The organism is Paenibacillus sambharensis (assembly GCF_003233845.1).
Lineage (GTDB): Bacteria > Bacillota > Bacilli > Paenibacillales > Paenibacillaceae > Paenibacillus_I > Paenibacillus_I sambharensis.
In genome coordinates, this window is the sequence record NZ_QKRB01000057.1 from 435,317 (window position 1) to 461,145 (window position 25,829).

Sequence of the window (25,829 nt, forward strand, 5' to 3'; positions counted from 1 at the left end):
AGACATTAGAACAGATGACGGGACCGGTTGAGGATAAGATTAACAGCCGGTTCCGGCAAATTGACCGCATTGCGGAGAAGAATCAATGGAAGGTCATTCGTGCCTTCCAGAAGCACCAGGTGAGTGATTTTCACTTTAATGGTTCAACAGGCTACGGATATAATGACCGTGGACGGGAAGTGCTCGATGACGTCTATGCGGATGTGTTTGGAGCTGAAGCGGCATTGGTCAGACCGCATTTTGCATCGGGCACCCACACCATCAGCTGTGCCTTATTCGGCATACTGCGTCCGGGCGATCAGCTGCTGTACATAACGGGCAAGCCCTATGATACGCTGCATAAGGTAATTGGTTCGTCCGGGGACGGTACCGGTTCTCTGCAGGATTGGGGAGTAAAGTACAAGGATGTGTCTCTGCTCGAGAATGGAGAGATTGACTGGGAAACAGTGGAAGCTTCTATTCACGGCCAAACCCGGGTCATTGGAATCCAGCGCTCCAGAGGCTATGACTGGAGACGGTCCTATACGGTTGACGATATCCGAATGATGGTGGAGCGGCTCAGAGCCATCAGATCGGATGTCATTATTTTCGTAGATAACTGTTACGGCGAATTTACAGAGGAACTCGAGCCCACGCAGGTTGGTGTTGATATCATGGCCGGATCGCTCATTAAAAATCCGGGCGGCGGCCTTGCGGCAACAGGCGGCTATATTTGCGGACGGTCAAACCTGGTCCAGAAGGCTGCTTACCGGCTGACAGCACCGGGCATCGGCGGTGAGGTTGGCGCCATGCTGGACACGCTGAGAAGCATGTACCAGGGCTTATTCCTGGCTCCGCATGTGGTTGGCCAAGCCATCAAGGGCTCTGTATTCGCTGCGGCCATGTTTGAGGAGCTGGGCTTTGAGACGATGCCCCGCTGGGATATGCCCCGTACGGACCTGATTCAAGCGGTGCGTTTCGGTTCCTCGGAGCATCTTATTCATTTCGTCCAGGGGATTCAGCAGGCAGCTGCGGTAGACGCCCATGTGGTGCCTGAACCATGGGATATGCCTGGCTACGAGCACCCTGTCATCATGGCGGCGGGAACGTTCATACAGGGAGGCAGTTTGGAGTTATCGGCGGATGCTCCGATTAGAAATCCTTACATCGCTTACATGCAGGGTGGATTAACGTATTCACATGTTAAGTATGGGGTACTGACTGCCCTTACTAACTTAGCTGAAAAAGGAAATATTGTAATTAAACCTCACACAACTTGACACCTTTACGCAAGAAAGCTACAATGAACCTATACACAACAATTGGAAGGTTGATGCGGTATGGGGGATGATATTCGCAGGAATATGGCGTTGTTCCCAATTGGTATCGTCATGAAGCTGACGGATCTGACGGCACGCCAAATCCGGTATTATGAACAGCATGAGCTGATCGTACCGGCCAGAACGGCTGGTAATCAGCGTCTGTTCTCATTCAATGATGTAGAGCGCCTGCTGGAGATCAAGGCATTGATCGAGAAGGGCGTGAACATCGCAGGCATCAAGCAGGTAATGAACCCGGTGTCCAAAGAGTCGGAAGAGGCAACCGTTATTACCGAACAGACGGAGAGCAAGCGAAGAGAATTGTCTGATATGCAGCTTCACAGGCTGCTTAAGCAGCAGCTTATGGAGAAGAGACCGGGCAAAGCTTCGCTCATTCAAGGCCAGCTGTCCCGTTTCTATAGTAATAAACCTTAAACTAATTGGAGAAGGAGAGGATCTCATGAGCTACACGAAAGAGGATATCATCCGTATTTCCAAGGAAATGAATGTGCGTTTCATCCGTTTGCAGTTCACTGATCTGCTCGGAACAATTAAGAATGTAGAGATACCGGTGAGCCAGCTTGAGAAGGCTCTCGATAACAAAATGATGTTTGACGGTTCTTCAATCGAAGGCTATGTCCGCATTGAGGAATCCGATATGTACTTATACCCTGATCTTGATACTTGGGTAGTATTCCCATGGGTAACGGAGGATCGTGTTGCCCGCCTGATTTGTGATGTTTATATGCCTGATGGCACACCGTTTGCCGGCGATCCTCGCGGTATTCTGAAGCGCGCCCTCAAGGAAGCGGAAGAGATGGGCTACACAGCGATGAATGTTGGTCCTGAGCCTGAATTCTTCCTATTCAAGACTGATGAGAAGGGCAATCCGACTACGGAGCTGAATGATCAGGGCGGTTATTTCGATCTAGCACCTACGGACCTTGGCGAGAACTGCCGCCGCGAAATCGTGTTGACACTCGAAGAGATGGGCTTTGAAATCGAAGCCTCTCACCATGAGGTAGCACCTGGCCAGCACGAAATTGATTTCAAATATGCGGACGCTATCAAAGCGGCTGACCAGATTCAAACATTCAAGCTGGTTGTAAAGACGGTTGCCCGCCAGCATGGACTGCATGCTTCCTTTATGCCGAAACCGCTGTTTGGCGTCAACGGCTCGGGTATGCACTGTCATCAGTCGTTATTCCGCGGCAGCGAGAATGCGTTCTACGATGAGAGCGACAAGCTCGGCCTGAGTGAAACGGCTCGTCAGTACATGGCAGGAGTTCTGCGCCATGCACGGGCGTTCGCAGCTATCACGAACCCGACGGTTAACTCTTACAAGCGTCTCGTACCGGGCTACGAAGCACCGTGCTACGTTGCTTGGTCGGCAAGCAACCGTTCGCCGATGATCCGGATTCCGGCTTCCCGCGGAATGGGTACCAGAATCGAAGTCCGTAACCCTGATCCGGCAGCAAATCCATATCTGGCATTGGCAGTTATGTTGAAGGCAGGTCTTGACGGTATCAAGAACAAGATGCAGCTTCCTGCACCAACAGACCGCAACATCTATGTTATGACAGATGAAGAGCGTGTGGATGAAGGTATTCCAAGTCTGCCTTGGAACTTGAAGGAAGGACTAGATGAAATGCTGCGCGACGAAGTAATCTGCGAGGCACTAGGCGATCATGCGCTTGCTCACTTCTACGAGCTGAAGGAAATTGAGTGGGATATGTACCGTACCCAGGTTCATCAGTGGGAACGCGACCAGTACATGACTCTGTATTAATATAGTGGCAAAAAGAACCCTGGCGTTAACGCGCCAGGGTTCTTTGACTTTTTGTAAGGGGAATTATCAGGCAAGTAGAGACGGAGATGTATTATTATAAATGAGTCAGTTCGAATCTGGATAACAGAAACGGCCGGTCGGGAATAGTTCCCGATCGGCCGTTGTCCTATCGTGCTGTTCTGCGATGAATGACCCCTAAGCAGGTAAGAGCCTAAGCTTCTTATATTCAATGAAAATCCCGGAAGAGTCCAATTACCTTGCCCAGAATGGAGACCTGCTTTAAGCGGATCGGCTCCATGGTGGAGTTTTCCGGCTGCAGCCGGATATGATCCTTCTCCTTGTAGAACGTCTTAACGGTCGCTTCATCTTCGTCGGTCAGGGCGACGACGATCTCACCGTTATTGGCGGTCTGCTGCTGCCTGACAATCACATAATCCCCGTTATGAATTCCCGCCTCGATCATGCTTTCGCCAATAACATTCAGCATGAAGATCTGGTCATCACCTACAAAATGCGAGGGGAGAGGGAAATATTCTTCAATATTCTCGGTCGCTGTTATAGGAAGACCGGCTGTAACCTTACCGACGACCGGTACTTTGGATACGGCGAGAGGGAAATTAAACTCAGCCTCGCTCTCCTGATCGAGAATTTCGATAGCGCGCGGCTTGGTCGGGTCCCGGCGGATCAGTCCCTTCTTCTCCAACCGGTCCAAATGCCCGTGAACGGTGGAACTGGAAGCAAGTCCGACAGCTTCGCCAATTTCCCTTACGGATGGCGGGTAGCCTTTATCCCGGACCTCATTCTTGATAAATTCCAAGATGGCCTGCTGGCGGTTGGAAATTTTGGACACCTTCATCACTCCATCAACTTGTTTGTTGTGTCAAATTATAGCATAGAACCGGAGTTCGTACAAACATAAGTTCCTGAAAACACAGGTTCGCACCTGCATGGGAACAAATGTTCCAAAAAGTATTGACTACAAACATCTGTTCGTGATATGCTCATTTCAGCAATAGAGAACAAATGTTTGGGGTGCTGATTATGATCATCAAAGTAAATGACATGTCCTACCGCAGCTTGTACAAGGAACAGAACAATAAGACAAGGCACATACATAGCAAGAGTGTTGCAGCTGGGCGTACTTCACTACGGCTGGGCTGGAAGGCGGGCCGTCTGCTGGCTGCATTGCTCATCATTATAATCATCGTTACGGGCTTCACACTTGTCCATTCCAACGCCCGCGGGACGCAGGCTGAACCGGTGCAGCCTAACGAACTGGCTGTTACAGTTGCTTCGGGCGACACGCTGTGGTCTATGGCCCAGAGCTATGCGCCAGAAGGCGCCGATATTAGGCAATTCGTATATCTGTTGAAGAAGAGAAACCTGCTGGCAGACAGCAGCCTGCAGCCAGGGGATCAGATAATCATTCCTATGAAGTCCTTCTAGACGAGTTCGATATTCCATCGAGACCTACACCAATTAATCCTAATCATGAGTCGACCGTTCCGGCAGCCAGCTGCTGTGAACGGTTTTTTCTTGCTGCTGTCTATGCCTCGCCTTGACAACCATTGCGTGAAAGTGTCAAAGTAATATTGGACAAGAACCGCGCAAGGAGGAGACTATCATGGAAAAACTGGTCGCACGGATCAATGAACTGTCGCGAAAAAATAAATCCGTTGGCTTGACAGAAGAGGAATTGGCAGAGCGGGAAGAACTGAGACGCCAGTACCTCCAGCAGTTCCGCAAGAATTTCAAGGATCAGCTGGATACCATCAAGTGGGCAGAGGATGAGGACGACGGCAAGCTGAAGCATTAATGGCAGCATCCGGTACGGAAGTATAGATCAATGGGAGGGGTTAACATGGAATATCGTTTGCTTGGCAGAAGCGGACTGGCGGTATCGGAAGTCTGTCTTGGTACAATGACGTTCGGAAACACCACCAGTGAGTCGGATTCAATTGAGATGATCCACCGGTTTTTGGATGCCGGGGGCAATTTTCTTGATACGGCGGATGTCTATGTCGGCGGCAGATCGGAAGAGATCGTCGGCAAGGCGGTTAAGGACCGCAGATCAGAGGTTGTCCTCGCAACGAAGGTCAGATTCCAGACAGAGCAGCATCCTAACGGTGTGGGTATCTCTCGCAAGCATATTATGGATGGCGTGGATGCCAGCTTGAAGCGGCTTGGAACGGATTACATCGATCTATACCAGATGCATGTATGGGACCATGCCACTCCAGTAGAAGAAACGCTGCGCACGCTTGATGATCTTGTATCTTCAGGTAAAGTAAGATATATCGGCTGTTCCAACTTTCTTGCCTGGCAGCTGATGAAGTCGCTCGCTTACAGCGATTACAGCCGTTTTGTGCGATACATATCGATTCAGCCGCAGTACAGCCTGGTCAGCAGAGAGATGGACCGTGAGATCATGTCCCTCTGCATGGAGGAACAGGTCGGCGTTATACCATGGGCTCCGCTGGGCGGAGGGTTTCTCACGGGGCGCTATACAAAAGAGGAGCCTTCTTCCGGCAGGCTGACAGCCAAGACAGGTGAGAGCTCATGGGCTTACCGTGCCACTGAGAAGAACTTTGCCATCCTGGAAGAGGTGCAGAAGGCTGCCCGTGAACTGGACAAAACACCTGCCCAGGTAGCGCTGCGCTGGCTGATTCAGCAGCAGGGAATTACTTCTCCAATCTTTGGGGCAAGCACGCTTGAACAGTATGAGGATGATATGGGGGCTGTTGGCTGGACAATGCCGCAGGAGATATGGGACCGCTTAGATGAGGTTAGCGCGCTGCCTTCTGAATATCCGACCCGGTTCATCCAGAAATTCCGCAGGCCCTTATAGCCTATAGAGGGTCTGCCAATACAGATATTGAGGGGTGTCAGCGATGTCCCGATCATGGGAACGCAAGGTAAGGCGGAACAGCACAGTTATCAACCGCCAACGCAAGAAATCAGGAGCGCAGAGTATTGCAGGTGCAGTGCAGCGGGTAGACCGGTTCAAGGGACGCAACTTTATTCTTCCGGTCTTCCTGCTGTTGTTCACCGGGGGCTATGCATATTTGGCAACTATCCCGGCTGCCGCACCGGAAGGAGAGAATGTCACCAGTACCGGCATGTTCTGGCTGACTATTGGCTGTTATTTTCTTCTTGCCATGCTGTTCTTCTTCAGGCGTCCGTATTTAAGCGTCGCGAAGGATTATGTTGGCACACGCCGTATGACCGGCGACAAGACGCTGTACGCTTCTTCCATCAAGAGCATTAGTGTTCAGCCGGGTTATGTGGTCATCGAGCAGGTTAAGGGAGCGAACTGGGTATTCTCTAAGGCGATCAACCGCTTCCCTACTGAGGCGATGGCAGAGCGTTTAAGAGCATTTGCGAAAGAAAACAATATCACTTTTCATGAAAAGGCAGCAAAATAGCAGATTGGGAGAGAGTAGATATGGCGAAGAAAGCTGTGCTGTTTGATTTGGACGATACCCTGCTCTGGGATGAGCGGAGCGTGAAGGAGGCTTTCGAAGCAACCTGCCAGTATGCAGCCGAACGCACTGGGGTGAAGGAAGCTGAGCTTGAAGAAGCTGTGCGCAGGGAAGCTAGGGAGCTGTACGAATCTTATGAGACGTTCGCTTTCACCAAGATGATTGGCATCAACCCTTTCGAAGGGCTGTGGGCTAATTTCCTGGAAGGCGAGCAGGCTGAGTTCCGTCAGCTGCAGGCACTGGCGCCCGGCTATCGGAGGGATGCATGGACACGCGGTCTCAAAGCACTCGGGGTAGACGATGAGGCCCTGGGTGCGGAGCTGGCAGAGCGATTTCCGGCAGAGAGGCGTTCCAGACCGTATACATACGAAGAGACATTCAGCATTCTGGATGAGCTGCGCGGAAAGTATAAGCTGCTGCTGCTCACCAATGGCTCTCCCGATCTGCAGCGTGAGAAGCTTGCCGGTGTGCCTGAGCTTATTCCTTACTTCGACCACGTTATTATCTCTGGTGAATTCGGTGAGGGTAAGCCGGCTGCGGCCATATTCCGTCATGCACTTGGCATGCTGGAGATTGAACCGGAGGACGCGGTTATGGTTGGCGATAAGCTGACTACGGATATTAAGGGCGCTAACACGGTGGGTATGGATTCCGTCTGGGTGAATCGTCACGGGATGCAGCGCTCGGACGAGATTGTGCCTAAGTATGAGATCAAGCATCTGCATGAGCTTCTTGATATTTTGACATAGCCTATTATTCGGCAAACAAAGAAGAGGACTTCCAGCGGTTGTTAGTAACCGGACACGGAAGTCCTCTTGCGCATTTATTGCAGTCTTATTATTGCTGCTTCTGGAATGCAGGATCTGAGAAAGGATGCGCGATCCAGCCCTCTGTCTCAATGAAGAGGCGGACGGCGACAATTTGGCGGTTCTCCATCAGCGTGAAGAAATGAGGCTTGTGCTCCGGTACGGAAATAACGTCCCCGGCCTCCAGCTCCACATCGAAATAACCGACGTCGTCGGTGCCCTTGATGATGAAGATGCCCCGGCCTGCCGTAATGGCACGAACTTCATCTTCGGTATGGGTATGAACATTCTCGAATTTCTTGAGTAGCTCGTCCAGGTTTGGAGTAGCGTCCGACAGGGCGATGACATCCCATGTCCGGTAGCCGCGGCGAGCAGCCAAGTCCTTGATTTCAGTTTCAAAGGTGTCAAGGATTTGCGACTTTTCCTCATCACTCAGAACGAATTTATCCTGCAGCTCTTGGGGCAGCTTGGAAGCATCCCAATGCTCGTATAATACTTCTTGCTTGGAGAGGAATTCCCGCACGTTTTCTTCACCGCTGATCCGTTCCTCGGTGTTACGAATTCTGATCTCAGCCAATTTTAAATCCCTCTTTTCCTATCAGATTTATTTTTATATAATTAGAATGATTCCATTATAATGCATTTTACGAGCTGTGTCGACCAGGATATGACTTTTCACACGGACATAGTTCTGTTACACTAAAGCTTAATGATTTGGCGGAAGGGTGTAGAAACATGATGAAACCCGGCTTACAGGAAATGCTTGCGAAGCGGATCCTTATTCTTGATGGTGCGATGGGCACCATGATCCAGCAGGCTAATTTAACGGAAGAGGATTTTGGCGGAGAAGAACTGGACGGCTGCAACGAAATTCTCGTGCTCACACGTCCGGATGTTATACAGCAGATCCATGAGGCGTACCTGGAAGCAGGAGCCGATATACTGGAAACCAACACCTTCGGTGCGACAAGCGTGGTGCTGGCGGAATACGATATACCTGAGAAAGCCCGTGAAATCAACCTGGCTGCTGCACGGCTTGCCGTGGAGGCGGCCGCTAAGTATACAACACCGGACAAGCCCCGGTATGTAGCAGGTGCACTGGGACCGACAACGAAGACGCTGTCCGTTACCGGCGGCGTAACCTTCGAGGAGCTTGTGGACAGCTACCATGAACAGGCTGTTGCACTCATGGAAGCGGGTGTTGATGCTCTCCTGCTCGAAACTTCTCAGGATACGTTGAACGTAAAGGCGGGAAGCCTGGGGATCCGCAAGGCGTTTGAGGATCTCGGCTTCGAGCTTCCGATTATGATATCAGGCACAATTGAACCGATGGGCACGACGCTTGCCGGTCAGAATATTGAGTCGTTCTATATTTCTCTGGAGCATCTGAAACCGATTTCGATCGGCTTGAACTGTGCCACCGGTCCAGAGTTTATGCGTGACCATATCCGCAGCCTGGCGGCGATAGCGAAGACCAATATCAGCTGCTATCCGAACGCTGGCCTGCCGGATGAGAACGGCAACTATCATGAATCCCCCGAATCACTTGCACGCAAGCTGGGTGAGTTCGCCAAGCAGGGCTGGCTTAATGTTGCCGGCGGCTGCTGCGGGACAACTCCAGCGCATATCAAGGCGATGGCAGAAGAGATGGCGAAGTATGAGCCAAGAACGGAATATGGCGACCATCCGGCAGCCGTAGCCGGTATCGAAACGGTCTACATCGAGCCTGAGAACCGTCCTTACATGGTTGGTGAGCGCACCAACGTTTCGGGCTCCCGTAAGTTCAAGCGTCTGATCAAGGAAGGGAAGTACGAGGAGGCCTCCGAAATTGCACGTGCGCAGGTGAAGGGCGGAGCCCACATTATCGATATCAACCTTCAGGACACGGATATTGATGAAGCGTATGCAATGGAGACATTCCTCAGCTTTGTGACGAAGAAGATCAAGGCGCCTATTATGATTGACTCGACCTATGATCATATCATCGAGCTTGGCCTTAAATATTCACAGGGCAAGGCTCTGATTAACTCGATTAACCTTGAGGATGGCGAGTCGAAGTTTGAGAAGATCGTACCGCTGATCCATAAGTATGGGGCAGCTGTGGTCATGATCCTCATTGATGAGCGCGGACAAGCAGTGTCCCGCCAGGCGAAGCTGGAGGTCGCGGACCGCTCCTATGACCTGCTCGTTAATAAATACGGCATGAATCCCGAGGACATTATATTCGATCCGAATATGTTCCCGATTGGCTCCGGCGATCCGCAGTATATCGGTTCAGCTGTGGAGACCATTGAGGGTATTCGGTTGATTAAGGAACGCTACCCGGCCTGTAAAACGATTCTGGGTCTCAGCAACATCTCATTCGGCCTGCCTGATGCGGGTCGTGAGGTGTTGAACGCCGTATATCTGTATCACTGCACGAAAGCCGGACTCGATTATGCGATCGTCAACACAGAGAAGCTGGAGCGTTACGCTTCCATTCCGGAAGAGGAGCGTCAGCTGGCTGAGGAACTGATCTTTAATACGACGGACGAAACACTGGCGAAGTTCGTTGCCTTCTACAGGGAGAAGAAGGTCGACAAGAAGGAGAAGGTATCCAACCTGTCGCTCGAGGAGCGGCTTGCCTCTTACATTGTCGAAGGAACAAAGGAAGGCCTGATCCCGGATCTGGAGGAGGCGCTGACCAAGTACCGTCCGCTGGATATCATTAATGGTCCGCTTATGAAAGGCATGGAAGAGGTTGGCCGCCTGTTCAATAATAACGAACTGATTGTTGCCGAGGTTCTGCAAAGTGCGGAAGTTATGAAGGCATCCGTAGCCCACCTGGAGCCGCACATGGAGAAGAGTGAGACGTCGGTCAAAGGCAAGATTATTCTCGCGACCGTTAAGGGCGATGTACATGATATCGGTAAAAACCTGGTCGAGATCATCTTGTCCAATAATGGCTACAAGATTATTAACCTGGGTATCAAAGTACCGCCTGAACAGATCATTGAGGCTTATAGGCAAGAGAAAGCCGACGCAATTGGTCTCTCTGGTCTGCTTGTCAAATCGGCACAGCAGATGGTGCTGACAGCACAGGATATGCGGGCCGCAGGTATCAATGCTCCGATCCTGGTTGGCGGTGCAGCTCTGAGCCGCAAGTTCACGAAAACCAGAATCAGTCCGGAGTACGATGGGCTAGTATTATATGCCAAGGACGCGATGGACGGGCTGGATATTGCCAATAAGCTGATGAATCCTGAGCATCGCGCACGTTATGAAGAGGAGCTGAAGACGCTGAAGGCATCCGGTTATGCGGAAGCGGAAGAGAAGAAACCGCTGCCTCAGCTGTCCAGAGCCGTCCGCTCGAATATTTCGACGGATGCGCCTATATTCATACCGCCTGATCTGGAGCGCCATATACTGAGAGAGGTGCCGCTAGGCCATATCCTGCCTTATGTTAACATGCAGATGCTGCTCGGACATCATCTTGGACTTCGCGGCAAGGTGGAGGATTTGCTGGCAAAGGGCGATCCTAAGGCTGTACAGCTGAAGGAAACGGTGGACAGCATTTTGGAAGAAGCAGCGGCTGAGCAGACGCTGCATGCCAACGCCATGTACCGCTTCTTCCCGGCGCAGTCATCCGGTAACGATATAATCATTTACGACCCGGAGGACACGACCAGGGAAATCAAGCGGTTTACATTCCCGAGGCAGCAGGTTGAGCCGTATCTGTGCTTGGCGGATTACCTGCGCTCTGTAGAGAGCGGAGTCATGGATTATGTTGGCTTCCTGGTTGTAACAGCAGGTCAGGGTGTACGTGAGCGGGCTACCGTGCTTAAGGACAACGGTGACTATCTCCGTTCTCATGCCCTGCAGGCGGTTGCGCTTGAAGTAGCTGAAGGTCTGGCTGAGCGCGTCCATCATATGATGAGGGACGTCTGGGGCTTCCCGGATGCGCCTGATTTTACGATGAAGCAGCGTCTGGGTGCCCGTTATCAGGGCATTCGCGTATCCTTCGGGTATCCCGCCTGCCCTAATCTCGAGGACCAGGAGCCGCTCTTTGATCTCATGAAGCCCGAGGATATCGGTGTAGAGCTGACAGAGGGCTGTATGATGGAGCCGGAGGCTTCCGTGTCGGCTATGGTATTTGCCCATCCTGAGGCCAATTACTTTAATGTAGACAAGGCTTAACTGTTAGGTAAAGGCAGCAGGCGCCATCTTTAAGCGGATGGGTTTGCTGCCTTTTGCCGCAGTAGAGTAATTTTTGTCAGATATCCGATTGTTGGAGCTGGGTGCAGATTAATAATAGGGTAGATGGTTGATGATAACAGGAGGAGGTGAAGCACTGATGGATATCACATTTTTGGGAACAGGAGCGGGCCGCCCGGTATCCGGGCGCAATGTAACCTCATCGGCGCTGCGTCTCCCGGCGGCCAGAGGAACGTTCTGGCTGTTCGACTGCGGAGAAGGAACCCAGCATCAGCTGATGAAGACCTCGCACAAGCTGAGCCGGCTGGAACGGATTTTTATAACCCATCTGCATGGTGATCATACATTTGGCCTTCCTGGACTGCTGAGCAGCAGGGCTTTCTCAGGCGGTACAACCCCAGTAACTGTTTATGGACCGAAGGGCATTAAGCAGTTGATAGAGATGAGCCTTAGTCTGACACAGACCAATCTTGAATATGAGCTGCATATTGAAGAGATTGAGGAAGAGGGTATTATCTTCGAGGATGAACAGTTTACCGTAACGGCAGCGGAGCTGGAACACCGGGTGCCTTGCTTCGGTTATCGGATTGTCGAGAAGCCTGTTTCCGGAAAGCTTAATGCCATTAAACTTCAAGGGTTGGGCGTGAAGCCAGGTCCGGTATACGGGAGACTGAAGCAGGGCCTGGATGCTGAGCTTCCTGACGGGCGTATGGTTTACGCCAATGAGGTGAAAGGTCCTTCCATACCCGGCAGGGTGATCACCATATTGGGGGATACGTCACCATGTGAAAACACAGTCCTGCTCGGAGTCGGTGCGGATTTGCTCGTTCATGAAGCGACGTTCGCGGCTGATTTGCCGGACAAGGCGGTGGAATTTGGTCACTCGACTACCATACACGCTGCTGAGGCAGCCGTGAGAGCGGGAGCCAAGAAGCTGGTGATTACCCATTTCAGTTCCCGATACCGGCAGGAGGATCTGGAGCAGCTGGCAGATGAAGCAAGAGTGCTGTTTCCCGAGACGCTTGCTGCGACCGATTTGTTGACCGTTCCAATTCCCAGAATTGTTGAACCCAGGGAATAGAATGACTTGAATCAGGGAATAATGTTCCTATAAGAGATCCCCTGCATAACCGGAATGGATCCGGCTTTTGCAGGGGATTAGTAATAATTGTGTCATAACCATTTGCTTCATACAAGCATGATAAGTTAATTAATCACGTTAATCGTTCTTGTGGGCCTCATCCTTGATTTCAGAGCGGAAGCCTTGAATCGCTTCGCGTCTACGCTCATTCTTCGACCGGATTTGGTTGAATTCGGTCGAACCAATCTCATCCGCATGCTCGGCAAGGTAGTCTTCGCCTTCATGCAGGTTTTGCAGGGTGTTTTGTACCGCCTTTTGCAGGTGTTCCACGTTATCTGCACGATTATCCGGTTTAGCCATTGCGTATCACGCCTCTCTTGAATGGTGTGCAGCTATCCGCATGGGATGGACTGCGGGAGAGATGCTTCCCGACGTTTAGCATGTGAAGAGGGACGGCGTATTATGCGATACCGGTTCGCCTGCAGGACTGCCGCTTACTTACAATTTCGTCATAACGATTAAACACAGCGTTAACGAAAGTCTGTTAGGATGGGCGGGAGAGGAAGGATTGCACGATAGGAGGACGGTTGATGGACACTTCTAGTCACCTGTTGTTTGGCATTACGCTTGCCGGATTAGCCATGATCGATCCGGTAATCGCCGGTACGGACGGTGCTGCGGCAGCGATGATAGCTGCTTCCCTGGTCGGCAATAATGCCCCCGATTTTGACGGGGTAATGAGGGTGAAGGGCAAGGCGGCTTACCTGCGCAACCATCGCGGCTGGACTCATGCACTGCCAGTGCTCCCTCTGTGGGCGCTTGTTATCGGCCTGCCGGCAGCTTATTTGGCCGGTGCTGAAGCGGCAGCTTGGCATATTGTGGGCTGGACGCTCGCTGCTGTCTGCCTGCATGTGCTGCTGGACCTGTTGAATGCTTATGGGGTGCAGTGTTTAAGACCCATGACGAAGAAGTGGCTCCATCTGGATGTAATCAGCTTGTTTGATCCCTTTCTGTTCTCCCTTCATTCGGCCGGTGCCTTATTATGGGCAGCTGGCTTTATGGAACCCGGCCCCATGTTCGCCGTCATCTATGGTCTGAGTATCGGGTATGTCATATTGAAGTTTCATTTCAAACACCAGGCCGTCAGTCTTCTGAAGAAGCAGGGGATTCCAACCGACGGGCTGACGATGATCCCAGGTTTGTTCGGCAGGTACTGGCAGTTTGCATCAGAGAACCATGAAGACTTTAAGCTGGGGACGATTCAGGGCTCGAAGGTCATTGTGGAGGCCGAGCTGCCGAAGCAGGAGCCGGGCCACCAGCTTCATCCGGTCATCCAGGCAACGATGTCTACCGACGGGGTCCGTTCCTTCCTAAGCTTTGCTGACCGCTATCAAGTGGAATGGAAGGAACGCGAGGAAGGCTACGAAGTAACCTGGAGCGATATCCGCTTTTGGTACAATCATAAGATGCCGTTCCGGGCAGCCGTTAGACTGGACCGCAACCTAAACGTGATGGATGAGCGGATCGGGTGGTACAAGAAATCATGGGAGCCGCCGCATGTCTGATTGAATTGTTGGATCACAGGTAAACTCGCAGAGAAATAAAACAGGAAAGCCGATTTTTGGTTTTCCTGTTTTTTGTTTTATATTCAATATTTTGCACCCAACGTATCAATATCTTATTCTTATGCCGTTATCCGCTGAAAAATATAATGGTTATGAGAGCGCTTTAATGGCTGGCCGCTCTGTTTTAATATGACTTACAGAAGTGAGGAGGCGTGTGTGTATTTTAGGTGAGCAGGAGACAAGAAGGCTTGTGCTCTGCACATCATTCTGTTAAAAATTTCAATGACCTAAGGAGGAATGTAATTAATGTCGTTAAGGAGAAGCAAAGAGCTACACAAGCGGGTATGGATACTGGCAGTATGTTTCCTGCTTATCGTTACCTTGGCTGTAATCCCGTCCAAGGATCAGGCTCTTGCAGAGGAAGCTGAGATTGCCGCCGGTAAAACGGCTGTCGTTTACTATAACACCAAATCTCGCGGCTGGAGCACCGTCAATATTCATTACCAGCCTGAAGGGGCGGAATGGACGGCGGTACCCGGAGTCAAGATGGATGAAGCAGCATGCGCTGATTGGAAGAAGAAGACGATAGATCTAGGGTCTTCAACCGGTATGAAAGCTGCTTTCAACAACGGTTCTAGCTGGGATAATAACGGAGGCGCGGACTATATTCTGCCTGCTGGCTTAATCACGGTTAAGGATGGCGTGGTAACAGCCGGGGATGAAGCTCCCTGCTCACCGCAGCCGGAAGATGTAACGCCTCCATCCGTGCCTGCTCGGCTTGCAGCGGCTGCTGACGGACTTAGGGTTACGCTAACCTGGGAAGCGTCAACAGATAATGCCGGAGGTACAGGCGTAGGCGGTTACGAGATTACTCGTACCGGCGGTACGCAAGGTATTCAAACCTACAAGACATCAGGAACGACCTATACAGACACTTCGTTAGCGCCAGCAACGGCATACAGCTACACTGTCAGGGCATATGATAGAGCGGTTCCAGTTAACTTCTCGAGCGCAAGTGATGAGGCATCGGCGACAACTGGAACTGCACCGCCGTCTCCAGCGAATGGTACACCGCTTGGAACGGATATGCGGGAGGAATCCATTTATTTTGTCATGACTGCCCGCTTCTATGATGGTGACTCTTCGAACAACCGGGGAGGCGCCAACCACGCAACAAGCGGCAACGCAGAGTATGATGATCCGATGTTTCGCGGCGATTTTAAAGGCTTGATCGACAAGCTGGACTATATCAAGGCACTGGGCTTCTCTGCAATCTGGATTACGCCGGTCGTCCTGAACCGTTCCGATTACGATTATCACGGATACCATGGCTATGATTTCTTCCGTGTTGATCCAAGGCTGGAGTCGCCTGATGCGACCTATCAGGATCTAATCAATGCTGCACATGACAAAGGGATCAAAATCATTCAGGATGTGGTCTACAATCACTCCAGCCGCTGGGGAGCCAAGGGTTTGTTTACCCCCCAAGTGTTTGGGGTGAGAGACAGTCACTGGAGCTGGTATTATGATGAGCCGCAGGAAGGTGCGGAATATGACGGACTGCAGGCGAATGCGGCTGGCAAGGCATACAACGGAGATCTGTGGTCTACGGAGGAACCGGAAGGAAATACATGCCGCAATTGGGGTGTACCCCTTGGGAACAACACCTATAACTGCCAATGGCCAAGTCCAACCTCAGGCATGTTCCCGAAGGAGCTGTACCACAGCTGCTGGATCGGTAATTGGGAGGGAGAGGATTCACGAAGCTGCTGGCTTCATGAAGACCTGGCCGATTTTAATACCGAATCGAAGCCTGTACAGGATTACCTGATCGAAGCCTATAACCGGTTCATCGATATGGGGGTAGACGGTTTCCGGATCGATACCGCCGTGCACATCCCGCGTGTGATCTGGAACCGTCATTTTCTTCCGGCCGCTCAGGAAAGAGCTGTTGCCCAGTTTGGTGATAAGGGGAAACATTTCTTCATGTTCGGTGAGGTTGGCTCCTTCGTCAATGACAAATGGAACCGCGGTTCGGTTAACCACTCGGCGCAATTTTTCACATGGAAGGAACGCAAGACGTACAGCTTAGACGATGCTGCTGCGGTCATGGAGCAGTATAACTATGAGAACAATCTTGGAACAACCAACCAGCCGACCTCCGAAAACGCCTTCCTGAAGGGAAATCTGTACCATGAACCAGACCACAGCCAGTTCTCCGGCATGAATGTGATTGATATGCGCATGCATATGAACTTTGCTGATGCGGGCAATGCCTTCTGGAATGGCAAGGACTCAGATGACAGCTATAATGATGCTACTTATAATGTCGTTTATGTGGACAGTCACGATTATGGCCCTAATAAATCGCCAACACGTTATGCTGGCGGAACGGCAGCCTGGGCGGAAAACATGAGCTTGATGTGGACCTTCCGCGGCATACCGACTCTCTATTACGGTTCTGAAATTGAGTTTCAGGCCGGGAAGAAGATCGACTGCGGTCCATCTTGCGCGCTAGCGACGACAGGCCGTGCATATTACGGCGACAAGATTGAAGGCACGGTGGTTGCAAGCGACTTTGGCAAGGTGGCTTCCGCTTCCGGTACAGTTGCAGAAACGCTGCAGAAGCCGCTTGTGAAGCATATTCAGCGCCTCAACCAGATTCGCCGGTCGATACCAGCGCTTCAAAAAGGTCAGTATTCCACTGATGACATCAGCGGTTCGATGGCATACAAACGCCGGTATACGGATGCTGCTGCTGGCATAGACAGCTTCGCGCTGATTGCCGTAAGTGAATCGGCATCGTTCCGGAATATACCGAACGGCACGTACAAGGACGCGGTGACGGGAGATGTCAAGAACGTCACGAATGGTACCTTGTCGGTGGCGGTGAACGGGCAGGGAAACCTGCGGGTCTATGTCCTTGATCTGCCGGGCAATCCCGCACCGGGCAAGATTGGTGAAGACGGGCCTTATTTGAAGCCTTAGGCCGTGCGGCATGGGTGGGCTTTTAGGTTACCTTGTGCGATATCCGCTTCTGGGATAATCATAAGATGCCGTTCCGGGCAGCCGTCAGACTGGATCAAAATCTGAGAGCGCTTCGGTGGTACAAGAAATCCTGGGAGCCGCCGCATGTTTGATTGAATAAAGAACCCGTTTTCCGGTCTTGGAAAACGGGTTCTTTACATATTTTCTTATGAATGCCTTATGTAAAGCGATATTGACTAATGGCGAATACTATGAGTGGTGCTGGAAAAAGTTCGGCTACCATCATAGCCCTGACCGCAGGCACAGACATACCTAGGAACATTATAGTAATTAGTAATATCACAGGTTTTTGAAGAGGAGCTTCCGTCTGGATTTTTAGTTACTACTAAGTGGGAACCACCTGAATCTTTAACTTGTTGTGAACCAGCCAGTACATATTTGTGTTGTCCACTGGAGTAGTAGTCACAAGGTATATACATGGCAGAAACTCCCGAGTTCAGCTCTAAGTTGCTTTTAATATTTCCTTTGTCAGATGCAACCTCTGCTTCAGAAGCTAATGCTGTACCAGCTATTGTAAAGGTAGCTAGTAGCGTTAGTAATGCTAGCATTAAGCGTTTCATTTATTCACCTCCTTTTAATCAATGAGATACAATAAGTTATAAAAAAGTAAACTATTTACATGTAAAATAATAGATGATATATTGGTTGTCATGACAGCAGATGAAGGCCTAATCCAACTAGGGGGAGCACCATAGGGTTAATCTATGCTCGGTCACTATGTAGAGATATTTTGATTCTTATATTAAAAAAGCGAGGGAGTTAAATGCTAAGGGAATTTTTTTGTCACACCCTTATTGTTGTTTCATTTGTGGTTATTTTAGCTGGTTGTAATGAAACAGAAGAGGAAGTTAATAAAACTCTTGATCATACATATGAAGGCATCATTCAGGAATTATCCGATACCAGTTATAAGGGCAGGCTGACGGGTACAAGAGGTAATGAAAAGGCGCAGAAGTATCTCGAACAACATTTTGAACGTATTGGGCTTGAGCCCTACCAAGGTGACTCTTTTGCCATCGCTTATAAACATCGATTGTTTGACCCTGATAAGCAAAAGTATCTTATCATTATTAAGACTGATACAGAAGAACGTGAATTAATTTATGGGGAGGATTACCTGGAGCAGCGTGTGACTGAAAGCTTTGACCGAACAGGAACGCCAGTTTTTGTAGAAAATAATTTTTCGAGTGTAAGAGGACATGTTGCAATATGGGATAACGGTGATAACTGGAATGAACTATTGGCCCACAATCCAATGGCTATATTCATTAGGAAGAATGATTTTATGAAGCACCTGCCAACTGGCTATCATGATATTCCTGTATTTCAACTGTCCGGGGAAGTTTATGAGTGGCTGAATAAAAACAAGAACGCTGTCACTGAGATCACAATCAAAACCCAAATGAAAGAGGAGCAGGTTCAGGCACATAATATAGTAGGTATGCTGAAAGGCACACCAAATCAAGATCATAAGGATCTCATTATATTATCCGCACATTTTGATTCGCTCGGCTGGTCCGGCAAGGAAATATACAGCGGGGCTGTAGATAACGCAACTGGTGTAAGTGCATTGATCCAATTGGCTGCCAATCTGAAAAACCATTATAATGGACACGCGATGCAGCCGGATGTCGTGTTTGCCGCTTTTAACGGAGAAGAGTCAGGGCTTCAGGGCAGCAGGGCGTTTGTTAAGCAGATGGACCAGCACTATGACCATGTCTATGCTATTAATATGGATTGTATTGGACTGCAAGAAGGTGGAGAATTATTGGTTATAGGCGATGGTGCGGGGGAGGGTCTGATGAACCAATTGCAAGAATATCTTACGGAGCATGGTGTCCAGGCTGAAGTGATGCCGAGGGGGTATTCCAGCGATCATCAGGCTTTCACGGAAAGCGGAATACCTGCTGTTACAATAGGGCAGAGCAAGGTGGATATGATCCATACGACAAGGGATGTACCAGAAGTGGTTGATCACGAGTATCTTCATGATATTGTAACATCAGTCTTTAATTTTGTAGTTAACAGCAATCATATAGAGCTGCCTGTCTCAAGTATGGAGACAGTAGTTCCAGTAGATGAAGGATTTCAGGAAGAAATAGAGGCTGAGTCAAATAAAATGACTCTTGGCGATTATCAGAAATATGGAGATGATAAAAACAGCGCTCTTCTCTTTAAATCGGAAGGGGAGTTTGACAAGATAGAAGATGCAGAGAAGATGATAAAAGGTCTAGACATCCCTGAAACGATTCAAGGGTATACATTTCATCGTGTATCTCTAAGCAGCAATTGGAGTCCAAATGAAGCAGATTATTCAATGATACCATACAACAAAATTCACCGTATTGACTCGATTGATGCAGCAGACACCAGCAGTTTGACCTTCATTTATAAAGACAAATCTGATGCAGGGTTTAATCTCATGATTCAGAGAGAACCAATCGTTTATGAACACTCTGATGAAGTCGAGGGAGCAAGCGAGGTAGATACTGAAGAGTTTCACGAGGACGGCAAGGAGTACTATTTATATAAGACCGATGACTTGTTGATGGTGGGCCAAGAACTGCAAGCGGGAGGTTACACTTATTATCTTCAGATTTACAAAGGTAAAGTCGTAACAAATCAGGACAACACAAGTTACGTGACAATTGATTGGACTACAGCCCAGCAAGATGAAGCGTTAGATTTTGTACAAAGTCTTTCGCTGGAAACGTTGATTGGCGGCATGGGGTTAAAGTGACGAGCAAGAGGACTTATCAATATGGCGTACAGCAATGAGTGGTGGACTTTGAAGAAATAAGGTACTTCATTAAAGCGAACAGCTGGTGAAGTGCCTGTTTTCTATGCAGTCATTTAATTATATTAAACATTAACGAGTTAAATTAAAATATCATTGTCACCCGAACATGTATTCTGTAAAATATGATGTAGTGTTTAGGTATCATACTGCCTGCCTTTTATGAATTCGCGGCTCAACACATATATAGAAAAATAATCGAAATTGTTCCTATAAATAAGAGATACAAGGAGGCAGCGAATGAACCGACTTACAGGCAAAGCCGAGAATCTGGAAGAATGGCTGGGCATTCTCCGCAAGCAGCCGGAAATTATGGAGAATGTGACGCACTGGCATACCATCCCGCCCAGGGAATCACAAACAGCAGAGCTGCCGGCCGATTTGCATCCGAAGCTTGCTGAGGCATTGCGCGCCAAGGGAATCCATGCCCTGTTCACGCATCAGCGGGATGCCTATCGGGCCGTGAGGAACGGCGATCATATTGTAGCGGTAACCCCGACTGCATCGGGCAAGACGATGTGCTACAACCTGCCCGTGCTGCAGACCGTGCTAGAGGAGGATTCGTCCAGGGCGCTGTACATGTTCCCGACCAAAGCGCTCGCACAGGACCAGGTGGCTGAGCTGCAGCAGCTGGCTGATCTGATGGAGGCCGATATCAAGACTCACACCTATGACGGGGACACGCCGCCTAATGTGCGGCAGGCCATCCGCAATGCCGGCCATATTGTCGTGACCAATCCAGACATGCTGCATTCCGCGATCCTTCCGCATCATACCAAATGGGTCAAGCTGTTTGAGAATATCCGTTACATTGTAATCGATGAGCTGCACGCCTACAGAGGCGTATTCGGCAGTCACGTCGCTAACGTGATCCGCAGGCTGAAGAGGATCTGCCGCTTCTATGGCTCGAACCCTCAATTCATCTGTGCTTCTGCCACTATCGACAATCCCGGCGAGCATGCCGAGCGGCTGGTAGGGGAACCTGTCCGTGTTGTAGACAATAACGGCGCGCCTATGGGAGAGAAGCATTTTGTATTCTATAACCCGCCCGTTGTGAACCGGCAGCTCGGCATCCGCCGCAGCAGTGTGCTGGAGACCAAGAATCTCGCGTCGATGCTGCTGAAGCAGGGTGTTCAGACGATTGTCTTTGCCCGCAGCCGGGTAAGGGTTGAACTGCTGCTGACGTATCTGCAGGACCTGGTCCGCAAGGATGTGGGGCCGCAGACGATCCGCGGGTACCGCGGCGGGTACCTGCCCAAGCTGCGCAGGGAAATCGAGAGGGGACTCCGCAGCGGAGAAATCCGCGGTGTCGTCAGTACGAACGCGCTGGAGCTCGGTATCGACATCGGACAGCTGCAGGCCTGCGTGCTGAACGGTTACCCGGGGACGGTGGCCAGCACATGGCAGCAGTCAGGGCGTGCCGGAAGGCGGCAGGGCAGCTCGGTTACGTTCATGGTGGCGAGCAGCAACCCGCTGGACCAGTATATTATCCAGAATCCGGAATTCTTCTTCAATCGCCCGCCAGAGCGGGCACTCATCAACCCGGATAATCTGCTGATCCTGATTGACCATATTAAGTGTGCGGCCTATGAGCTGCCCTTTGAGGAGAATGAAACCTTCGGCTCGGAGCCCCTTCGGGACATGCTGGAATTTCTCGTTGAGGAGAAGGTTCTTCATCACGTGAAGGGCCGCTGGTTCTGGATGGATCAGTCCTTCCCCGCTCACAACATTTCGCTCCGCTCGGCTGCGCAGGAGAATTTTATTATTATTGATATGACCAGCGGCAGCCGTGTGCTCGGGGAGGTCGACCAGTTCAGTGCCCCGACACTGATTCACGAGGAAGCGATATACATCCATGAAGGCGTTCAGTATCAGGTGGAGAAGCTCGACTTTCCCGAGAAGAAAGCCTACGTGCGGGAAGTGGATGTAGACTATTTCACGGATGCGAGCATGGCGGTGGAGCTTAAGGTGCTGCATGTGGACAAGGAGCTGCAGACCGGTGACATCGTTCGGCAGTACGGCGAAGTGACCGTCAACGCGAAGCCGACGATATTCAAGAAGCTTCGCCTTCGCACCCATGAGAATATTGGTTCAGGACCGATCCACCTGCCGGAAGCGGAGCTTCACACCAGCGCCTACTGGTTTACATTCAGCGAAGAGGCGGCCGCGCGCATGGGCACGAATGATATGCAGTTCGCGCTGCTCGGAATAGCCAATGTACTCGTGCATATAGCCCCTGTCTATCTGATGTGTGATCCGATGGACATCCGGGTATATCCGCAGGTAAAGGCCGTCCATACCCAGCGTCCGACAATCTACTTCTACGATCGGTATCCGGGCGGCATCGGACTCAGTGAGCGGCTGTTCACCGTACATGACGAGTTGCTTGAGCGCGCCAAGGACTGGATACGGACCTGCGGCTGCATAAGCGGCTGTCCGGCTTGTGTCGGACCGATTGAGGAAGTCGGCCTGATGGGCAAGACTCACGCATTGGAACTTCTTCAGGAGGGAGAGGGAAGGTCATGAGCAGCATAAGGGACCGGATGAACAAGCTGCGCGGACTGTCGGAGAATAATGGACCTGTGGAGCAGACGGAGGAAGCCGTTACCTTGGCACCAGCTGATGATGCAGAAGAGCTCGGCAGCAGCTGGGAGCCGCTTGGGGTCCGCCTGCTTCAGAATGACTGGGGCAGCTTCCTGATAAGGCGCAGGGAATATCCGCTGCCCTACCGCCACGGTCACCATCAGCTGTCTGACCTGCATCTGTATGCGTCAGGGCTTAATGCCTTCCACCCTGGACAGCCGGCTATCTCAGCCGGACAGATTCTGTTCCTTGATCTCGAGACAACAGGGCTTGGCGTAGGAACCGGCAATGTACCCTTCATGACAGGCATTGCTTATGTGGAAAAGGACAGCTTCGTCATTGAACAGCTGCTCATCCGTCATCCGGCGGAAGAGCGGGCGATGCTGGCTCACCTGAAACAGCGGGTCGAGCGGCATTCGTACCTGGCGACCTATAACGGCAGAACCTTCGACTGGCCTGTGCTGGCAGGACGGTATATCATGAACGGCTTGGGACGTACTATGGCCGACCCGAAGCATCTGGATTTCCTCCATCCTTCGAGAAGCATCTGGCGCAATACGCTGGCTTCCTGCCGGCTCAGTCATGTAGAGGAGGAGCGCTTGGGAATCTTCCGCGTGAACGATCTGCCTGGCTCAGAGGCACCTGCCCGCTATTTCCGGTTTCTGTCTGACAATGATCCCGAACCGCTGGCGGAGGTGTTCACCCATAATGAGCTTGATATGCTGGCACTGGCATGTCTGGCTGTCCGCTTCGGCCTGCTGCTCGGCGGCGGGCTCGGAACCGCTCTGGAATACCCGGAAGGGTCCGAGGAGCTGCTCCGTACCGGGCTGTGGCTGGAACGAATGGGAATGAAGGAAGAGGCGGAGCGGCTGTTTGACAGGCTCACCAATAGGGATCCTTCACCATCCTGGTGTCTGCCGCTGGCAGCACGGGACAAGAAATGTGGAAATTGGCAGCGTGCTGTGCTATTGTGGCAGAAGGCCGCTAACAGCGCCGAACAATCGCAGCTGCCGGTCAATGAAGCACATATTGAACTGGCCATGTACTTCGAACACCGATCCAAGGATTATGAACGGGCGCTTCATTATACGGAGCATGCGCTTGAGCTTGCCATGAAGCGGCTCAGCCTGTACCGCAACGATCCGAAGCGGCGCTCGGAGGTCGATGCAATCCGCAAGCGGATGGAACGGCTGCGCAGAAAAGCCGGGAGGTATCATGCATGAAAGAAATTCGTTTTGCCATGATTGGATTTGGCAATATAGCCAAAACACATATGACTGCGCTGCGGGCGCTGCCTATTGTGAAGCAGCTGCCTGTAGTACCAGTGCTGGACACGCTTGTTACCCGCTCGCCTGAGCGGCATGCGGCCCAAGCAGCCGCGATCGGTTTCCGGAATGTAACAGACTCTATCATGGAGGCTGCTGCCGACCCTCAGGTTGACGTCTTCGATATCTGCACACCGAATGCTCGGCATCTGGAGGATGCTGAAGCGGCGGTGAGCCATCTTAAAGGAATTTACTGCGAGAAGCCTCTCGCAGATACATATGAACGGTCTGCTGCTCTGGTCCAGCTGACAGAGACCCAGCCTCAGCTGCCCTATCAGCTGGCTTTTACCTTCCGGTATCATCCTGCTGTGATGCGTATTCGCGAGCTTGTCCGCGAAGGCATAATCGGTGATATCCTGCAGTGCAAGATATCGTACCGCAGATCCGGTTACCTGAATCCGGAGCGGCCGGTAAGCTGGCGTCTCGAGAGCGGAATGTCAGGCGGCGGAGCGATTACGGATCTCGGCGTGCATGTGCTGGATATGATCCGTCACTGGTTCGGGGACTTTGCCAGTGTGAAGGGAGAGGCCCTTACGTTCGTGGGCGAGCGTAAGGCAGCCAGCGGCGAAGGTATGGCAGCAGTAGATGTAGATGACTGGGCAATTATGCATTATCAGACGCAGTCAGGCATTCGCGGCATGGCTGAAGTGTCCAGAATCGCCTATGGATCGGATGCATTCGATATCCAGATCGTCGGCTCCAAAGGCAGCATCACCTGCGATCTGGAGCGGCAGGCTGTTCCGGCGGTCCATCTGCTTAGCGGTGGCACACCGGCATTGCCGGTACCCGCAACGCTTGCTCTGCTGCCGGATGAGAAAGCTACGATGGGATTTGCAGTAGACACGCATTTTGCGGCCCTGCATCACTACGTGCTGAGGTGTGCCGGCGAGGACCGCTTTGCGGAGCTTGCCCCAACCCTGCAGGATGGTCTTGCTGTTGAATACTGGATCGATCAGGTCCTGAAGGGGCGGAACTGCTGATGGCTGGCTGCAGCTCGGAACAGGAACAGAAGGCACTGCCGCAGGGGCTGCTGATTGATCTGGACGGCACCTTGTTTCACGGGCCTGTGATGATTGACGGAGCGGACCGGTTCATCCGGCTGCTTAAGGAGCTGGAACTGCCTTATCTGTTCGTCACCAATAATTCTTCGGCATCACCCGAAACCGTGGCGGGACGCATGCAGGCGATGGGGATACCAGCTGAGCCTGATGACGTATGTACCAGTGCCCAAGGGGCAGCGGCATATATTGCAGGTGAGAAGCCCGGTGCCAAGGTGGCCGTTATAGGTGAAGAAGGTCTGCTCGAAGCTGTGCGGGGAGCCGGTCTTGCTGTGGATTACCAGAGCCCGGATTATGTTCTGCAGGGCATAGACCGGCAGCTGACTTACGATAAGGTGGCCGAGGCTGTCCGGCTGATCCGCGCAGGGGCGGGCTCGATTATGACAAATCCGGATTTGCTGCTGCCGTCTGAAGGCGGCTTCATCCCTGGCGCCGGTTCGATCGGTGCCATGATTAAGGCTGCCTCCGCTGCCGAACCGGTCGTGATCGGCAAGCCTTCTCCTATATTAATGAATGTTGCGCTGCAGCGATTGGGAATCTCGGCAGAGAACGCACTAGTCATCGGTGATAATCTGGCGACTGATATCGCAGCAGGGAATAACGCGGGCTGCCGCTCACTGCTGGTTATGACAGGTATTACGAACCGGGACAATTACGAGACGCTTCGCCTGCAGGCGGGCGCTGAGCCGGATCATATTTGCGGCGATCTGCATGAACTAATTTCGTATATATCGACCCTGTTCAGGAAATGAGTAAGGATAACAACAACCACACGATACGGTTAGAGAGAAAGAGGTTGATCC

At 51.4% G+C, this 25,829-nt stretch carries 21 protein-coding genes; 17 read left to right on the plus strand and 4 right to left on the minus strand.

What is annotated here, in order from left to right; genetic code table 11:
• Window positions 1-14: 14 nt before the first annotated feature.
• The 3 genes from DNH61_RS23810 to glnA are packed head-to-tail and all read left to right on the plus strand — an operon-like array spanning window position 15 to window position 3,087.
• Complete coding sequence (locus DNH61_RS23810; protein WP_425452314.1) at window positions 15-1,259, plus strand: methionine gamma-lyase family protein; 1,245 nt, start codon at window positions 15-17, stop codon at window positions 1,257-1,259.
• A gap of 60 nt (window positions 1,260-1,319) precedes the next feature.
• Window positions 1,320-1,733: a MerR family transcriptional regulator gene (locus tag DNH61_RS23815; RefSeq protein ID WP_111149315.1), complete on the plus strand. Its 414-nt coding sequence runs from the start codon at window positions 1,320-1,322 to the stop codon at window positions 1,731-1,733.
• Between the two features lie 25 nt (window positions 1,734-1,758).
• The gene (glnA, locus tag DNH61_RS23820) at window positions 1,759-3,087 is read left to right on the plus strand and encodes a type I glutamate--ammonia ligase (protein ID WP_111149316.1); all 1,329 of its coding nucleotides are present in this window, start codon (window positions 1,759-1,761) and stop codon (window positions 3,085-3,087) included.
• A gap of 226 nt (window positions 3,088-3,313) precedes the next feature.
• Here glnA and lexA read toward each other — a convergent pair whose 3' ends face one another.
• Window positions 3,314-3,937, minus strand: coding sequence for a transcriptional repressor LexA (gene lexA / locus DNH61_RS23825; RefSeq protein WP_111149430.1), 624 nt, complete (start codon window positions 3,935-3,937; stop codon window positions 3,314-3,316).
• 191 nt (window positions 3,938-4,128) lie between these two features.
• On the opposite strand from lexA, the gene DNH61_RS23830 reads away from it, so the two are divergent.
• The 5 genes from DNH61_RS23830 to DNH61_RS23850 all read left to right on the plus strand — a co-directional run bounded on the left by DNH61_RS23830 (window position 4,129) and on the right by DNH61_RS23850 (window position 7,318).
• Window positions 4,129-4,533 (plus strand): LysM peptidoglycan-binding domain-containing protein, encoded by a 405-nt coding sequence (locus DNH61_RS23830; RefSeq protein ID WP_181438844.1) that lies wholly within the window; start codon window positions 4,129-4,131, stop codon window positions 4,531-4,533.
• A 178-nt stretch (window positions 4,534-4,711) separates the two neighbouring features.
• On the plus strand, window positions 4,712-4,903 hold the full coding sequence (locus DNH61_RS23835) for a DUF896 domain-containing protein (RefSeq protein ID WP_111149318.1): 192 nt from the start codon (window positions 4,712-4,714) through the stop codon (window positions 4,901-4,903).
• Between the two features lie 45 nt (window positions 4,904-4,948).
• A complete protein-coding gene (locus DNH61_RS23840; RefSeq protein ID WP_111149319.1) occupies window positions 4,949-5,935 on the plus strand; it encodes an aldo/keto reductase in 987 nt (328 codons plus the stop codon).
• A 43-nt stretch (window positions 5,936-5,978) separates the two neighbouring features.
• Window positions 5,979-6,512, plus strand: a complete 534-nt coding sequence (locus DNH61_RS23845; RefSeq protein WP_111149320.1) for a hypothetical protein — start codon at window positions 5,979-5,981, stop codon at window positions 6,510-6,512.
• Between the two features lie 20 nt (window positions 6,513-6,532).
• The gene (locus DNH61_RS23850; protein WP_111149321.1) at window positions 6,533-7,318 is read left to right on the plus strand and encodes an HAD family hydrolase; all 786 of its coding nucleotides are present in this window, start codon (window positions 6,533-6,535) and stop codon (window positions 7,316-7,318) included.
• A gap of 88 nt (window positions 7,319-7,406) precedes the next feature.
• On the opposite strand, the gene DNH61_RS23855 is transcribed toward DNH61_RS23850, so the two are convergent.
• The gene (locus DNH61_RS23855; RefSeq protein WP_111149322.1) at window positions 7,407-7,952 is read right to left on the minus strand and encodes a 1,2-dihydroxy-3-keto-5-methylthiopentene dioxygenase; all 546 of its coding nucleotides are present in this window, start codon (window positions 7,950-7,952) and stop codon (window positions 7,407-7,409) included.
• 158 nt (window positions 7,953-8,110) lie between these two features.
• On the opposite strand from DNH61_RS23855, the gene metH reads away from it, so the two are divergent.
• Together metH and rnz are read left to right on the plus strand one after the other, a co-directional pair.
• Window positions 8,111-11,551 carry a methionine synthase gene (gene metH, locus DNH61_RS23860; protein ID WP_111149323.1) on the plus strand — a complete coding sequence of 1,147 codons (3,441 nt, stop codon included), beginning with the start codon at window positions 8,111-8,113 and terminating at the stop codon, window positions 11,549-11,551.
• Between the two features lie 157 nt (window positions 11,552-11,708).
• Entirely contained in the window at window positions 11,709-12,650 is a 942-nt protein-coding gene (gene rnz / locus DNH61_RS23865; protein WP_111149324.1) for a ribonuclease Z, read from the plus strand.
• A gap of 138 nt (window positions 12,651-12,788) precedes the next feature.
• Here rnz and tlp read toward each other — a convergent pair whose 3' ends face one another.
• A complete protein-coding gene (gene tlp, locus DNH61_RS23870) occupies window positions 12,789-13,010 on the minus strand; it encodes a small acid-soluble spore protein Tlp (RefSeq protein WP_111149325.1) in 222 nt (73 codons plus the stop codon).
• 230 nt (window positions 13,011-13,240) lie between these two features.
• On the opposite strand from tlp, the gene DNH61_RS23875 reads away from it, so the two are divergent.
• Both DNH61_RS23875 and DNH61_RS23880 read left to right on the plus strand, forming a co-directional pair.
• A complete protein-coding gene (locus DNH61_RS23875; protein WP_111149326.1) occupies window positions 13,241-14,215 on the plus strand; it encodes a metal-dependent hydrolase in 975 nt (324 codons plus the stop codon).
• 306 nt (window positions 14,216-14,521) lie between these two features.
• Window positions 14,522-17,203, plus strand: a complete 2,682-nt coding sequence (locus DNH61_RS23880) for an alpha-amylase family glycosyl hydrolase (protein ID WP_111149327.1) — start codon at window positions 14,522-14,524, stop codon at window positions 17,201-17,203.
• 236 nt (window positions 17,204-17,439) lie between these two features.
• Here DNH61_RS23880 and DNH61_RS26155 read toward each other — a convergent pair whose 3' ends face one another.
• On the minus strand, window positions 17,440-17,823 hold the full coding sequence (locus tag DNH61_RS26155) for a hypothetical protein (RefSeq protein WP_146241127.1): 384 nt from the start codon (window positions 17,821-17,823) through the stop codon (window positions 17,440-17,442).
• Window positions 17,824-18,026: 203 nt separating this feature from the next.
• On the opposite strand from DNH61_RS26155, the gene DNH61_RS23885 reads away from it, so the two are divergent.
• The 5 genes from DNH61_RS23885 to DNH61_RS23905 all read left to right on the plus strand — a co-directional run bounded on the left by DNH61_RS23885 (window position 18,027) and on the right by DNH61_RS23905 (window position 25,778).
• Complete coding sequence (locus DNH61_RS23885; RefSeq protein ID WP_111149328.1) at window positions 18,027-20,003, plus strand: M28 family metallopeptidase; 1,977 nt, start codon at window positions 18,027-18,029, stop codon at window positions 20,001-20,003.
• A 297-nt stretch (window positions 20,004-20,300) separates the two neighbouring features.
• Window positions 20,301-22,586, plus strand: coding sequence for a DEAD/DEAH box helicase (locus DNH61_RS23890; RefSeq protein WP_111149329.1), 2,286 nt, complete (start codon window positions 20,301-20,303; stop codon window positions 22,584-22,586).
• Window positions 22,583-23,866 carry a ribonuclease H-like domain-containing protein gene (locus DNH61_RS23895; protein ID WP_111149330.1) on the plus strand — a complete coding sequence of 428 codons (1,284 nt, stop codon included), beginning with the start codon at window positions 22,583-22,585 and terminating at the stop codon, window positions 23,864-23,866. The genes DNH61_RS23890 and DNH61_RS23895 overlap by 4 nt, the downstream gene beginning before the upstream one ends.
• A complete protein-coding gene (locus DNH61_RS23900) occupies window positions 23,863-24,948 on the plus strand; it encodes a Gfo/Idh/MocA family protein (RefSeq protein WP_111149331.1) in 1,086 nt (361 codons plus the stop codon). The genes DNH61_RS23895 and DNH61_RS23900 overlap by 4 nt, the downstream gene beginning before the upstream one ends.
• Window positions 24,948-25,778 carry a TIGR01457 family HAD-type hydrolase gene (locus tag DNH61_RS23905; RefSeq protein ID WP_111149332.1) on the plus strand — a complete coding sequence of 277 codons (831 nt, stop codon included), beginning with the start codon at window positions 24,948-24,950 and terminating at the stop codon, window positions 25,776-25,778. Before DNH61_RS23900 ends, DNH61_RS23905 begins: the two co-directional genes overlap by 1 nt.
• Window positions 25,779-25,829: the final 51 nt, after the last annotated feature.